Source organism: Rhizobium sp. SL86 (genome assembly GCF_026672545.1).
Lineage (GTDB): Bacteria > Pseudomonadota > Alphaproteobacteria > Rhizobiales > Rhizobiaceae > Neorhizobium.
In genome coordinates, this window is the sequence record NZ_JAPPRJ010000001.1 from 424,077 (window position 1) to 437,926 (window position 13,850).

General features: G+C 61.6%; 15 protein-coding genes and 1 pseudogene. 10 read left to right on the top strand and 6 right to left on the bottom strand.

Annotation, left to right across the window (positions count from 1 at the left end; translation table 11 throughout):
* Nucleotides 1-4: 4 nt before the first annotated feature.
* Nucleotides 5-376 carry a DUF4406 domain-containing protein gene (locus OU993_RS02285; RefSeq protein WP_268154583.1) on the bottom strand — a complete coding sequence of 124 codons (372 nt, stop codon included), beginning with the start codon at nt 374-376 and terminating at the stop codon, nt 5-7.
* A 98-nt stretch (nt 377-474) separates the two neighbouring features.
* Here OU993_RS02285 and OU993_RS02290 point away from each other — a divergent pair, with 98 nt between their 5' ends.
* Nucleotides 475-1,230, top strand: coding sequence for a DeoR/GlpR family DNA-binding transcription regulator (locus tag OU993_RS02290; RefSeq protein WP_268154585.1), 756 nt, complete (start codon nt 475-477; stop codon nt 1,228-1,230).
* 111 nt (nt 1,231-1,341) lie between these two features.
* A complete protein-coding gene (locus tag OU993_RS02295) occupies nt 1,342-1,746 on the top strand; it encodes a hypothetical protein (RefSeq protein WP_268154587.1) in 405 nt (134 codons plus the stop codon).
* Between the two features lie 279 nt (nt 1,747-2,025).
* Here the strand turns inward: OU993_RS02295 and OU993_RS02300 are convergent, their stop codons facing one another.
* Complete coding sequence (locus OU993_RS02300) at nt 2,026-3,033, bottom strand: asparaginase (RefSeq protein WP_268154589.1); 1,008 nt, start codon at nt 3,031-3,033, stop codon at nt 2,026-2,028.
* 99 nt (nt 3,034-3,132) lie between these two features.
* On the opposite strand from OU993_RS02300, the gene OU993_RS02305 reads away from it, so the two are divergent.
* From OU993_RS02305 to OU993_RS28805, 3 genes are all read left to right on the top strand, one after another.
* Nucleotides 3,133-3,870 (top strand): DUF3750 domain-containing protein, encoded by a 738-nt coding sequence (locus tag OU993_RS02305; protein WP_268157468.1) that lies wholly within the window; start codon nt 3,133-3,135, stop codon nt 3,868-3,870.
* Between the two features lie 275 nt (nt 3,871-4,145).
* Nucleotides 4,146-4,415 carry a ribbon-helix-helix protein, CopG family gene (locus OU993_RS02310; RefSeq protein WP_268154591.1) on the top strand — a complete coding sequence of 90 codons (270 nt, stop codon included), beginning with the start codon at nt 4,146-4,148 and terminating at the stop codon, nt 4,413-4,415.
* A gap of 2 nt (nt 4,416-4,417) precedes the next feature.
* Entirely contained in the window at nt 4,418-4,735 is a 318-nt protein-coding gene (locus OU993_RS28805) for a type II toxin-antitoxin system RelE/ParE family toxin (protein ID WP_442792920.1), read from the top strand.
* A gap of 28 nt (nt 4,736-4,763) precedes the next feature.
* Here the strand turns inward: OU993_RS28805 and OU993_RS02315 are convergent, their stop codons facing one another.
* The 3 genes from OU993_RS02315 to OU993_RS02325 form a co-directional block, all read right to left on the bottom strand.
* Nucleotides 4,764-5,765 (bottom strand): NAD(P)H-quinone oxidoreductase, encoded by a 1,002-nt coding sequence (locus tag OU993_RS02315; RefSeq protein ID WP_268154594.1) that lies wholly within the window; start codon nt 5,763-5,765, stop codon nt 4,764-4,766.
* A gap of 87 nt (nt 5,766-5,852) precedes the next feature.
* Nucleotides 5,853-7,658 (bottom strand): bifunctional diguanylate cyclase/phosphodiesterase, encoded by a 1,806-nt coding sequence (locus tag OU993_RS02320; RefSeq protein WP_268154596.1) that lies wholly within the window; start codon nt 7,656-7,658, stop codon nt 5,853-5,855.
* 108 nt (nt 7,659-7,766) lie between these two features.
* Entirely contained in the window at nt 7,767-8,321 is a 555-nt protein-coding gene (locus OU993_RS02325; protein ID WP_268154598.1) for an HdeD family acid-resistance protein, read from the bottom strand.
* A 159-nt stretch (nt 8,322-8,480) separates the two neighbouring features.
* Between OU993_RS02325 and betI the strand changes: the two genes are divergently transcribed.
* Both betI and betB read left to right on the top strand, forming a co-directional pair.
* Entirely contained in the window at nt 8,481-9,092 is a 612-nt protein-coding gene (gene betI / locus OU993_RS02330) for a transcriptional regulator BetI (protein WP_268157470.1), read from the top strand.
* Entirely contained in the window at nt 9,089-10,552 is a 1,464-nt protein-coding gene (gene betB / locus OU993_RS02335; protein WP_268154600.1) for a betaine-aldehyde dehydrogenase, read from the top strand. Before betI ends, betB begins: the two co-directional genes overlap by 4 nt.
* 244 nt (nt 10,553-10,796) lie before the next feature.
* Here betB and OU993_RS02340 read toward each other — a convergent pair.
* Nucleotides 10,797-10,910 (bottom strand): annotated as a pseudogene (locus OU993_RS02340) (helix-turn-helix domain-containing protein); the annotation flags it as partial.
* A gap of 111 nt (nt 10,911-11,021) precedes the next feature.
* On the opposite strand from OU993_RS02340, the gene betA reads away from it, so the two are divergent.
* The 3 genes from betA to OU993_RS02355 all read left to right on the top strand — a co-directional run bounded on the left by betA (nt 11,022) and on the right by OU993_RS02355 (nt 13,806).
* A complete protein-coding gene (gene betA, locus OU993_RS02345; protein ID WP_268154603.1) occupies nt 11,022-12,677 on the top strand; it encodes a choline dehydrogenase in 1,656 nt (551 codons plus the stop codon).
* 104 nt (nt 12,678-12,781) lie between these two features.
* Nucleotides 12,782-13,231, top strand: coding sequence for a helix-turn-helix domain-containing protein (locus tag OU993_RS02350; RefSeq protein WP_268154605.1), 450 nt, complete (start codon nt 12,782-12,784; stop codon nt 13,229-13,231).
* Complete coding sequence (locus OU993_RS02355; protein WP_268154607.1) at nt 13,228-13,806, top strand: PIN domain-containing protein; 579 nt, start codon at nt 13,228-13,230, stop codon at nt 13,804-13,806. The genes OU993_RS02350 and OU993_RS02355 overlap by 4 nt, the downstream gene beginning before the upstream one ends.
* Nucleotides 13,807-13,850: the final 44 nt, after the last annotated feature.

Below are 13,850 nucleotides of genomic sequence, written 5' to 3' on the forward strand. Positions count from 1 at the left end.
GCAATCAAAGCGCTTGTTCCGGCGTAACGCCCGGTACGTCTTCCAGCCGATACCAGACCGGCAGCCCCCGTTCGCGGGCAATACGCACGTCGTTATCGGCGCCCTTCGACTCACCCGGCAGGCGCAGAACACCCTCGCAGAGCGCCAGCAGGCGTCCGGCAACCGGATAGAAGATCTCTTCGTAGAGCGTGTCCCCGACCGTCTGGCCGCCCGCGGCACGCCAGATCGGCAGGGCCACCCATTCGCCGATCATCGGCACATGGCCCGCCTTGAACAGCGCATGCGAGGGCGCTTCGAGCCGGTGCAGGTTTTCCGCCATCTTCTTCGGATCATCGCCCGTTCCAGAGCGATACGGGCCGGCAATCAGGATCAACATCGTCGCTATCTCCGCACGATTTTTCTTGCTTTCTTGCCATCTCGACTCATTTCAGGCAATATCGTTATGTTTCGTGCAATTTCGTGAAGAGTCAAGCGATGCTCACCAGCCAACGCAAAACCATGATCCTTGACCTCCTGCGCCACGAGGGCCAGGTCATCGCGCGGGATCTGGCGCAATCGCTCTCCCTCTCGGAGGACACGATCCGGCGGGATCTGCGCGAGATGGCCGCCGACGGGCTTCTGCTGCGCGTCCATGGCGGCGCCCTGCCCGTGACGCCGGGTCTGCCGGACCTCGCGACGCGGCGTGGTCTCGACCATGACGTGAAGGACCGGCTGGGAAAGGCGGCGGTGGCGCTCATCCGGCCGGACATGACGATTTTCCTGGATGGCGGCAGCACCCATGCCGCGCTGATACGCCACCTGCCGCGTGACCTGCCGCTGACCATCCTGACACACAGTCCGACGATCGCCGCCGACCTCGAACATCACGCAGCACGGGTGATCCTGATCGGCGGCACGCTCTACAAACATTCGATGGTGGCCGTGGGTGCCCATGCCGCCGCACAGATCGCCCTTCTGTCGCCCGACCTCTTTTTTCTCGGCGTGACGGCGATCCACGCCACACGAGGCCTTTCGACCGGCGATTTCGAGGAGGCTGCAATCAAACGGCAGATCGCCAGTCGCGCAGCAGAAACCGTGACGCTGGTGACCTCGGAAAAACTCGATGCAACCTCGCCGCATGTGATCATGCCGGCCACGCGGCTGTCCGTGCTTGTCGTGCCGGCAGGTCTGGAGGAGGAGCGGCTCCTGGCCTATCGGGAGGCGGGCATCAAAATCCTCATCGCCGACTGATCCGGCATCACAAAAGAACCGTTAACGATGCAAACGGCCTGCAGGCGTACACGGGGACCACCGAAAGATGGTGCGCCACGCGACCGTGACCCCATCACAAGGAGTTTGTCGATGCCCGTTCGAATGCCGCCTCTGCTCATGATCCTGGCGCTCCTGTTTGCGCCAATCTCGCTTGCCGCGGCCAACCAGGAGCGCATTTCCGCCGCCGATATCCGCAGCGACATCATCGGCAAACGCATCTATCTCGCAGCCCCCCTCGGCGGCGAGTTTCCGCTGAACTATCGCACGTCGGGCGTGGTGGACGGCAGCGGCGAGGCGCTTGGTCTCGGCCGTTTCGTCAAGCCGAACGATACGGGTAAATGGTGGATCCGCGGCGACCGGCTCTGCCAGCAGTTTTCCACCTGGTACAAGGGTGCGCCGATGTGCTTCGAGCTTTACCGCACCGGTGACAAGACGCTGAAATGGATCCGCGACAACGGCCAGACGGGAACCGCGCGCATTGGCGGGGAGATTTGAGGGGGGGCCTTGTTACGGGGCGATAGGGCCGGCTGGCGTTCTGCAATGCCGCTTACCCCCCTCTGGCCTGCCGGCCATCTCCCCCTCAAGGGGGGAGATTGGCCAGACGCGCCGGCTTCCCGCCCAGCGACGATCTACGCCGGTTCAATTGTGCGCAACAGCCTCAAGTTTGGGGCAGAGCAGCGCCACGAGTCGATCTCCCCCCGTGAGGGGGAGATGCCCGGCAGGGCAGAGGGGGGTAACGCCACACGGCACGCCCAAGAGGGGCGAGCCCCACCCTTACCCGAACAGCGCGTCCGTTACCCGGATATCGCCGACATGGATGCCGTTCCAGTTGTGCATCGGCCGGTTGGCCATGCCGAGAAGCGTCTCGCGGGTTTCGCTGCCGGGTTCGAAGAAACGGGCAATCAGCGCATAGATCATCACTTCGGCGGCGCGGGCTGTGCCATCCTCGCATTTCACCGCCATCGCAACGCCCGCTCGCGGAAGGGCTGCGATAAAGACGCCCTCCGCACCGGTCTTGGCAAAAATTTCGCCCGGCGCCACCTGCATCAGTCGCGTGCAGGCGCGTTTAGTCCCGGCGACATAAAAGGGTTCGGCCATACAGGCCGCCATCAGCCGCTCGGAGGCTTTTCCACGCGCTGCGGAGATGCCCTCGCCCGTCAGCATTTTCGCAAAACCATGCGCGAGCCCCTTCAGGGGCACGGCATAGGTGGGGATGGAGCAGCCATCCGTGCCGCAGATATCGCGATCGAGCACAGCGCCGGTCAGATCCTGCATCACGGCGCGGATTTCCGCCTGCAGCGGATGGTCGTATGTCACGTAGCCCTTCGGGTCGAAACCCGAACTCACACAGGTGCAGATGAAGCCCGAATGTTTGCCGGAGCAATTGTTGTGCAGCGCCGTCGGCGTGTCGATCGTGCGGGCCTGATGGATCAGCGTCTGCTGGTCGGACGACCAGTGGGCGCCGCATTCGAGCACCGAGAGATCGTAGCCTGCCTTTGTGAGCATGCCGGCTGCGGTTTTCACATGCTCGTCCTCGCCGGAATGCGAGGAGCAGGCAAGCGCAAGTTCCTGATTGGTCAGACCGAAGGCATCGGCAGCACCGCTTTCGATCAGCGGCAGCGCCTGCATGGCCTTGCAGGCCGAGCGCGGGAAAACGCCGGCCTCGATCTCGCCGGTGGAGAAAAGTACGGCGCCTGAACCATCCACGACAACGGCTGCGCCGCGATGGCGGCTTTCCACGCGGTTGCCGCGGGTGACTTCGACGGTAACGGGATTTTGCATTGGGATGCCCTGATGATGCTGCTTTCCTGTCTTGATAGCCTGAAGTGGTTCAAAGCCAAACCGATTTTGCCGAAGAACCCGACACGGGAATCCATACCGATGCGACTGCTGAAAAAGCTGCTGATTGCCATTTTCGTCATCTATCTCATCCCGACCTTTGCCTCCGCCGGCTGGTGGGTGCTGAAGGACCGTCCGCAGCGCTGGAGCGAGGCGAACTGGGGTTCGGCCGGCATTTTGCCGAAACCGGAGGAGAGCAAGGAGGCGGCGATCTACATCTTCTCAGCCAAGACCGGCGGGTTGAAGGGCGCGGTCGCGAGCCACGCCTGGATCGTGACGAAAGCGAAAGGGGCACAAAGCTACATGCGCTACGACAAGGTCGGCTGGGGCTCGCCCATCCGCCGCAACCACCGCCCGGCCGATGCCTTCTGGTATTCCAACGCCCCGGAACTGGTGACCTCCGTTCACGGTCAGGAGGCGGAACGGCTGATGCCTCAGGTGGAGGCGGCGATTGCCGCCTACCCTTATGCCGAACCCGGCGGGTACACGATCTGGCCGGGGCCGAATTCCAACACCTTCGTCGCCTTCGTGCTGCGCGAGGTGCCGGCGCTCGGTGCGGTGCTGCCGCCGCATGCGGTCGGCCGCGACTATCTGCCGGACGGCGAATTCGTGCATGTGGACGACGACTGGCGTGACATCCACCTGACCATCCGTGGGCTGATCGGCCTGTCCGCCGGCTGGCGCAGCGGTTTCGAGGTACATGTCCTCGGCCTCGTCGCCGGCCTCGACATCGCCCGCCCCGGCATCAAGATCCCGGCTATCGGCCGCATCGGGGTTTGAAGGGGAGCGGAAAGGACGTAGAAAGAGCCTTGAAACAGAAAAAGGGCCGCTTGCGCGACCCTTTCCATGAGTTTCGGTTCGGAATGCGAACCGGGACCTTCAACGGGCCCCTTCGGGAGGTGTGGTCAGGCCGAGGGCTGCCCCGTCAAAACCAAAACCTTTCCCATGTCCGCGTTGCAAACCGCAATCTCACTCGACATCGGATCACCTCCTTTCGTTTCGTTGAACATGCACTTAAGTTAGGAGCGGAAACGGCAAAGCGCAAGGAACGTTATATGACGAAGTTCGACGTGACGTTACCGGATGACATGATCGAGGCGTTTCACCGTCTGGCAGAGCGTCGCGGGCAATCGACACAGGATGTCATTGCCAGTGCGCTGCAATCCTTTCTAACGCATAACCAGCCCTGGGACGACGATATGCAGGCGGCGCTTCAGGATGTTGAGAACGGTGTGGGGGTTGATGGCGAGGATGTGTTGGAGTGGATGGACAGTTGGGGACGCAGCGATGAGCGTCCGCGTCCGCTGCCAATTCGTACAGCGTGAGCATGCGCCTTCGATTTGCTCCCGACGCAGTCGCCGATCTCGATGAACTGCGGACCTGGCTGAAGCCACGATCGCCACAGGGACACAGGAACGTCGTTTCCGCCATAACCAAGACCATTCGGACTCTGCAGCAGCATCCGGATACGGGGCGTGCAACGTCTCGTCCTGATATACGCGAAGCAGTCGAACCGCGTTACGGCTTCATCATTCCGTATAGTGTGCGCAACGAAACGCTTTGGATACCGAGAGTCTATAGTGCTCGCCGCTATCCTCTGGACTTTGCCGGCATGCGTTCTCACCTGACCGATAAGCCGGGCTGAGCCGCAACGATATCAGCGGATTGGGCCCTCACCCCAGCGTCATGACGATCTTGCCAATATGGCTGCTCGATTCCATCAGCCGGTGGGCTTCCACCACCTGATCGAAGGGCAGCACCGTGTGGATGACGGGCGCGACTTTGCCGCTTTCGAGGAGCGGCCAGACCTGGTCCTGCAATTCGTCGCGGATGGCGCGTTTTTCTTCCGCCGTACGCGGGCGCATGGTGGAGCCGGTGACCGTCAGGCGTTTGACCATGATCGGGCGCAGGTCGACCTTTTCGGCGACGTTGCCGCCCAAGAAGGCGATGATCGACAGGCAGCCGTCCTTGGCGAGCACGGAGAGGTTCTTTTCGAAATAGGCGGCGCCGATCATGTCGAGCACGACATCGACGCCCTTGCCACCGGTCGCTTCCTTGATGACGGCGGCGAAATCCTCGGTCTTGTAATTGATGGCGCGCGCGGCCCCCAGCGCTTCGCAGGCCGCACATTTTTCCGCCGAGCCGGCGGTGGCATAGACGGTTGCGCCAAACGCCTTGGCAAGCTGGATCGCGGTCGTGCCGATGCCGGAGGTGCCTCCGTGGATCAGCACGCTTTCGCCTTCCGTCAGCCCGGCCATCTGGAAGAGATTGGCCCAGACCGTGAAGAAGGTTTCCGGCAGCGCCGCCGCCTTGACGGCATCATAACCCTTTGGCGCGTGCAGCGTCTGTCCGGCCGGCAGCACGCAATAGTCCGCATAACCCCCGCCATTGGCGAGACCGCAGACGAGGTCTCCGATTGCGAACTCGCTGACACCTTCGCCAAGCGCCACGATTTTGCCTGCCACTTCCAGGCCGAGGATCGGGCTTGCATCCTTCGGCGGCGGATAGGTTCCCTGGCGCTGGGCGACATCCGGGCGGTTGATACCGGCTGCCTCGACGCGCACGAGGACCTCTCCGGCCTTCGGCTGCGGCACCGGGCCGTTCGCAAAGGTCATCACCTCGGGAGCGCCAAAACCTGGCAGATCCACATGACGCATGGTGGCGGGAAGGGTCATCGGCAAAACGTCCTCCTGTTCGGAGAACCGATGTAGGACACGAGGCACCGATTGAAAAGGCGGCGCGCTGACGCGCCCCCATTCAACCTAATGGTTTTCGCCAAACGTGCTGAACACCAACCCGCCGTCGCTGTCCTTCGCCTCCGCCTTGACGGCGGCGATTGCGGCGCTGATGCCACCGATATCGTCGAGCAGCAGACCCTGCGGCAGTTCCAGCACGCCGATCGAGCAGCGCAGGAGCGGGAATTCCCGTTCGGTGCCGCTGCGGTCATGCCCACGGATGCGGCCGGCGGCACGATCTTCGGCCGAATAGAGTTCCACCACATCATCGTGGAAATCCGACAGCAGCCGCTCCAGGATTTCCGACAGTTCGTCGCGCGACCAGTCGTTGAGGCCGATGAAGAAATCGTCGCCGCCGACATGGCCGAGAAAATCGCCTTCCGAGAAGAAATAACGGCGCATCAGGGCGGCAAACAGGGTGATCGCGTGGTCACCCATCTGGAAACCGTAATGATCGTTGAACGGCTTGAAATAATCGAAATCGCAGTAGCAGAAGAAGCGCGGCTGATCGTCGTCGCGGCCGGCCTCCTGCATGAAATCGCGGATGGCGCGATTGCCGGGCAGGCCGGTCAGCGGGTTCTGGTCCTGCGCCACCTTCAGCTGCTTTTCGTTGATGACCTTGATCAGCGAGGCGGCGGAAACCACGCCGGCATAACGCATGTTCTCGGTCAGGATCACGCAGTCGCTGCCGTCCATGTTGGCAAAAATGTTCATCAGCCGCTCGGCATTCGCATCAAGGCCAACGATCGGCGCGCCCTCGACGAAATGCGAGATGGAGCGCTCGTAGATCTTGTTCTTCAGAAGATCACGACCGAAGGGACGGTAGATATATTCCTTCAGGTGGTATTCGCTGATGATGCCGCGCGGCTCGCCATTGGCGTTCAAGACCGGGAAAAAGGACTGGCGCGGATTGCTGCGGAACAGTTCGAAAACGTGATCAACGCTTTCGTGCTCGAAAACGGTCGGCAGCATCTCGATCTGTTTGCGGATGAGGATTTCGTCGAGCGACTGGCTGGAGCGGCGGCTGCGGCCGAGATCGGCCAAATGCGGGAACCCCGACTGCAGTTCGCTGACGAAGGTGGTGGGCCTTGCGATGAACCAGCCCTGCACCATGTCGACGCCGAATTCGCGGCAGGCGAGGAATTCCGCCTCGGTCTCCACACCCTCGGCAATCACCCGAATGCCGAGCACATGGGCGATGTTGACGATGTTGCGCACCAGGTGGCGCTTGCGCGGGCTCTCTTCCAGCCCGGCGATGAAGTGACGGTCGACCTTCAGATAGTCGACCGGGAAATCGCACAGAAGCTTCATTTCCCCGTGGCCGACGCCGAAATCATCGATGGCGAGCTTGAAACCCGCCTTGCGCATTTTGGCGATCAGTTCGGCAAAGGCCGGATCACGGGTATTGTCGAACCGTTCCGACAGTTCGAAGCAGACCGAAGAGGGCGGGATCTTTGCCTTCTGCAGATGCTGGACCAGTTTTTCCAGCACGTAATCCCCATGCTGGATCAGGCGGTGATCGAGATTGATGAAAAGCGTGTTGTGGGCAAAATCCGACAGGGTTGAGAATTTGGCGAGCGCGCGCGCGGCCGTCATCTGTTCCAGGCCCAGCAGTTGCCCGGCCTTCGCCGCGGTATCCAGCAGGTCGAGCGGGGTCTCGAAACCCAGACGCTCATACCCGCGCATCAGCGTTTCGTAACCGAAGACCCTGCCGGTGGCGACTTCGACGATGGGCTGGAAGGCTGCTTCCAGGACCAGTTTTGACAGCGGTAACAGCTGATCGTTGGCGTAACGCCTCAGCACTCCGGTTTCGAGCGGCAATGCGCCTGACATGCGGGTCCCCACCTTGATACGCAATACAATTGCGGGTGAAGCTCACACGCCAATCATCAAGGAATCGTTGACCGAATGTGAAGGTTTAATGAAACCGCAAACCCTCAATTAGCGGGCTCTTTTGGCGGCCAGAGCGACCGCAACGAGTGCCCAGCCCTGGAAGATCAAATCGACTGCCAGGAAGAGACCGAGGACCCAGACGCTGTTGACCGGCCATCCCAGTGCGATCACGAGGCCGGCAAGGGCGGTGATGGCGCCGCCGACCATGATCCAGCCCGCCCCCATCATGGGCCGCATCCGATTGCCGGCCCAGAGGCGGACAAGGCCGGCGGCAATCAGGGCAATCGCCATGAACAGGGTGAAGACCGCCGCCGTCAGGGCCGGATTGGCAAAGGCGAGGAAGCCGGCAATCGTATAGAGCGCACCGCTGAGCCCCCAGTAGAGCCAGTCCCGCCACGCCTTGACCTGGAAGGCATGCACGAGGTGCAGAATACCGGCGACCAGCATGAGAGCACCGAGATAAAAGACAGAGGCCACGGTGGCGAGCAGCAGATTGGCGAGCGCCAGCGTGCCACCCACGAGCGCGAGAATACCGAGGGCAAGAAACCAGCCCCACTTGTTGTGCAGCTGATGCGGATCGGGTCGGGCAAACAGATCGGTCATGAAACCCTCCTTCACGAAAGCTATGGCCAGATTAATACCAAGGACATGGGCCTGGATTGATCGGGGTCAAGCGCCCGCAGATTGCTCCCCAATGGGGCCGGATTTTTATTGATTGATCAGTCAATCAAAAATATGCTGCTGCCCATCGTGGAGTGTGACATGCCCAAGCTTGGAATGGAGCCGGTGCGCCGAAAGGCCCTGGTGGATGCGACCCTGAAGACGATCGGAACACATGGTTCGCTGGATGTGACCATGTCCGATATCGCGCGCGAAGCGGGGGTCTCCCCGGCGCTGGCGCATCATTATTTCGGCAGCAAGCAGCAGCTCCTGATCGCGACGATCCGGAGTCTTTTGAATCGCTTGCGCGCCGATGCTGTCACGGCCCTTCAACACGCTCACACGCCACGTGAACGGATTTCGGCAATCATCCGCATTTCCTTCCAGGCCGACCAGTTCGCGCCGGAAACCGTGGCGGCCTGGCTTGCCTTTTATGTCGAGGCGCAACGTTCGGAAGAGACCCGCCGGCTGCTGGTGATCTATGCCCGCCGCCTGCACTCCAATCTGATGCATGCACTGAAGGCGCTCACCCCTCCCCTTTCCGCTGCAAGGATTGCAGAGGGCACCGCCGCCATGATCGACGGGCTCTATATCCGGCAGTCCCTGCGCGCCGCACCGCTGTCCATCGATGCCTCTGTCACATTGGTCGAGGATTATGTGGCGGGGCAGCTCGCTGCCGTTCAAACCCCTTTTCCGTCCGGAGACAGATCATGAAAGCCCAGCCCCAAGCCTCCCATTTCATTGACGGCGCTTATGTCGAGGACGAAGCCGGCACGGTGATCGAGAGCATCTTTCCGGCGACCGGCGAGGTGATTGCCAAGCTGCATGCCGCGACACCGGCGATCGTGGAAAAGGCGATTGCCTCGGCCAAACGGGCGCAGGGCGAATGGGCGGCGATGAGCCCGACGGCGCGCGGACGCGTGCTGAAAAAGGCGGCCGAGATCATGCGGGAGCGCAACCGCGAACTCTCCGAACTCGAGACGCTCGATACCGGCAAGCCGATCCAGGAAACCATCGTTGCCGACCCCACCTCCGGCGCCGACAGCCTCGAATTCTTCGGCGGCATCATCGCGTCAGCTCTGAACGGCAGCCATATCCCGTTGGGTTCCGATTTCGCCTATACCAAGCGCGTTCCCCTCGGCGTCGTCGTCGGCATCGGCGCCTGGAACTATCCGCAGCAGATCGCCTGCTGGAAGGCGGCCCCGGCGCTGGCCGCCGGCAATGCCATGGTGTTCAAGCCGTCCGAAGTGACACCGCTCGGGGCGCTGAAGATCGCCGAGATCCTGATCGAGGCCGGCCTGCCGAAAGGCGTGTTCAACGTGATCCAGGGCGACCGGGACACCGGACCGCTGCTTGTTTCCCATCCCGATGTGGCGAAGGTCTCGCTCACCGGCTCCGTTCCGACGGGCCGCAAGGTGGCAGGTGCCGCCGCCGGGCAGCTAAAACATGTCACCATGGAGCTTGGCGGCAAATCCCCGCTGATCGTGTTCGACGATGCGGATCTCGAAGGAGCGATTTCCGGCGCCATGCTCGGCAATTTTTATTCGACCGGCCAGGTCTGCTCCAACGGCACCCGTGTTTTCGTGCACCGGGCGCTGAAAGAGCGCTTCCTTGCCCGCCTGAAGGAGCGCACGGAAGCGATCGTGCTCGGCGATCCGCAGGACGAAGCGACCCAGATGGGGCCCCTCGTTTCGCAGGCCCAGCGGGAGAAGGTGCTCGCCTATATCGAAAAGGGCAAGGCAGAAGGTGCCACGCTCCTTACCGGCGGCGGCATTCCGAACAGCGTCTCCGGCGAAGGTTTTTACGTGCAGCCGACCGTGTTTGCCGATGTGACGGACGACATGGTGATTGCGCGGGAAGAGATCTTTGGTCCGGTGATGTGCGTCCTGGATTTCGATGACGAAGACGAGGTGATTGCGCGCGCCAATGCCACCGAATTCGGGCTGGCCGCCGGTGTCTTCACCGCCGACATTTCCCGCGCTCACCGGGTGGTGGACCGGCTGGAGGCCGGCACGTTGTGGATCAACACCTACAATCTCTGCCCGGTCGAAATCCCCTTCGGCGGCTCGAAACAGTCCGGCTTCGGACGGGAGAATTCGGCCGCGGCGCTGGAGCATTATTCCGAGCTGAAGACGGTCTATGTCGGCATGGGCAGATGCGAGGCGCCGTATTGAGATGAGGGATACCGTCGCGCAAGCTCGCCCCCCTCTGCCCTGCCGGCTGCGGCCGGAGTGGCATGGCGGGTTCGCCTGCGCCCCCCTCATCCGCCCTTCGGGCACCTTCTCCCCGATGGGGAGAAGAGGGAGACCGCGGTCACGCCTGCGACTGCTCCTCTCCCCTCGGGGAGAGGGTGGCCGAGCGGAGCGGAGGCCGGGTGAGGGAGCGGCAGGGCAAAAACGTCACATCGCCGCCCACCCCTCACCGCACGATGTCGTCGAGATCCACCTTCAATGCCGCCGCGATGCGCTTCAGCACATCGACGGAGCCGGTCTTTTTGCCGCTTTCGATTTCGGAGAGATAGGGCTGCGACACCACGACTTCCCTCATCGCTCCACCGTCGCCCTCAGCAATACAGCCGCCTCGAATTATTGCATTACGCGATACCACCGTCACTCCATCCACTGAACCCGCTGGATTTCCTCCATGTCCTACCAGGCAGATTTCGTCATCATCGGTTCCGGCTCCGCAGGGGCTGCCATGGCCTACCGGCTTTCGGAAGACGGCAAGCATTCGGTCATCGTGCTGGAATTCGGCGGCTCGGATATCGGCCCCTTCGTGCAGATGCCCGCGGCCCTTGCCTTTCCGATGAACATGGAGCGCTACAACTGGGGTTATCTCTCCGAACCCGAGCCGCATCTCAACAACCGGCGGATGATTGCCCCGCGCGGCAAGGTGATCGGTGGCTCATCCTCGATCAACGGCATGGTTTATGTGCGCGGCCACGCGGAAGACTTCAACCGCTGGGAGGAGATGGGCGCCACCGGCTGGGCCTATGCGGACGTGCTACCCTATTTCAAGCGGCAGGAACATGCCCATGGCGGCGAGGATGGCTGGCGGGGTGCGGATGGGCCGCTGCATGTGCGGCGCGGCGAGGTCAAAAACCCGCTCTACCGCGCCTTTATCGAGGCGGGCCGGCAGGCCGGTTTTCCGGTGACGGAGGATTATAACGGCTCGAAACAGGAGGGGTTCGGCCTGATGGAGCAGACGAGCTGGGCCGGCCGGCGCTGGTCCACGGCGAATGCCTATCTCAAACCCGCCCTAAAGCGGGAAAACTGCCGGCTCATCCGCTGTTTTGCCCGCAAGGTCGTCATGGAGGGTCGCCGCGCCGTCGGCGTCGAGGTCGAGATCGGTGGCAAGATCGAGGTGATCCGGGCAAACCGCGAGGTGATCGTGGCGGCCTCCGCCTTCAACTCGCCAAAAATCCTGATGTTGTCCGGCATCGGGCCGGCCGCGCATCTGAAGGATATGGGCATCGACGTGGTGGCCGACCGGCCGGGTGTTGGCCAGAACCTGCAGGATCATCTGGAATATTACCACCAGTTCAAATCGAAACTGCCGATCACCCTGCATGCCAAGAACAACTGGTTCTGGAAGGGCGTGGTGGGGGCTGAGTGGCTGTTCTTCAAGACGGGGCTCGGCACCTCCAACCAGTTCGAGGCAGCCGCCTTCATCCGTTCGGCCGCCGGCGTCAAATGGCCGGACATCCAGTATCATTTCCTGCCGATCGCCGTCTCCTATGACGGCAAGTCGGCGGCGGAAGGCCACGGTTTCCAGGCGCATGTCGGCTACAACATGTCGAAATCGCGCGGCTCGGTGACATTGCGTTCGCCGGATGTGAAGGATGCGCCGGTCTTACGCTTCAACTATATGAGCGATCCGGAGGACTGGATAAAATTCCGCCATGCGGTGCGCGTCACCCGCGAGATATTTTCTCAGAAAGCATTCGATCCCTATCGCGAGAGCGAGATCGCGCCGGGCGAAAAAGTGCAAAGCGACGAAGAGATCGACGCTTACCTTCGCGAACATCTCGAAGGCGCTTACCATCCCTGCGGCACCTGCAAGATGGGCCGCGCCGACGATCCCATGGCAGTCGTCGACCCGACCTGCAAGGTGATCGGTGTGGACGGCCTGCGCGTGGCAGACTCGTCGATCTTCCCGCATGTGACCTATGGCAACCTGAACGGTCCCTCGATCATGACCGGCGAAAAGGCCGCCGACCATATTCTGGGCCGCGATCCCCTGCCCCGCAGCAATCAGGAACCGTGGATCAATCCGCGCTGGCAGGTGAGCGACCGGTAGGGACCTAGAGGCGGAACTTTCGTTTGTTGCGTTCGTTTCGTTTATTGCGTTTATCCGAGTATTGACCTATGATCATCGGCAACGACCTCTGACTGGATGTGTCGATGCTCGCACGTTTTGATCATACAGATGTTCCGGTAACGACAACGGAAGCGGCCGGTGCGCGCCGTGCCGCCAAGCGGCTGAAAGCCGCCGCCGAAGGGCAACAGGACGTCAGAATTCAAATCGATGGCTCAGAACTTGCCGTTCCGCTGCCGGCCCGGGCCGTCGAGATCATGGTCTCCGTGCTTTCTGCCATGGCCGATGGTCAGTCGATATCCGTCATTGCGCAGCAGGCGGAATTGTCGACACAGCAGGCAGCGGACTTCCTCAATGTTTCGCGTCCTTTCGTCGTGAAGCTCATCGATGACGGGAAACTGCCGGCGCGCAAAGTGAACAGACACCGCAGGATCCTGTTTGCAGATCTCGTCGCTTACGACAAACAGTCTCGCGCAGACAGGATGTCCGCACTTGCCGAGATGGCACGGGAGGCCAGAGACCTGGGACTCGAGTGAGGGTCAGGATCACTGTTGTCATTGACGCAAACGTGTTTTTCGGCGCGAGGCTGAGAAGCCTCGTCCTCTATCTGGCGCAGTCGACACTGTTCCGGGCGCGATGGACGGAGCGGGTTCACGACGAATGGATGCGCAATGTTGCAGCTAAGCGAAACATCGACATTGCAAGGCTTCAAACGACACGCAACCTGATGGACCTTGCCGTTCCGGACTGCCTCGTCACAGGCTACCAAGCTCTGGAAACAAGCTTTGAACTGCCGGATCCGGATGACCGGCACATCTTGGCTGCCGCGGTGAAAACCCGCGCCGACGTGATCCTCACCTTCAATGACCGTGATTTTCCAGCGGATGTCGTTGAACCGCTGGGCATCGAGATCAGCCACCCCGATGATTTCCTGCTGGATCAGTTCGGCATCTCGGAGGAACTTTTCATTGCCTATGTCCGTGAAGATTTTCAGCACTACAAGGCTCCCGCCCTAACCTTCGAAAACTATGTCGAGGATCTGCGCAAGGCCGGTGTGCCGAAGACGGCAAAGCTGATCGAAGAACTGCGCGTGCAGATCGAACCGGATTAAGTTTCGACCGACGGATTTGCATCTCATCTGCGTTCAAGGTTCAA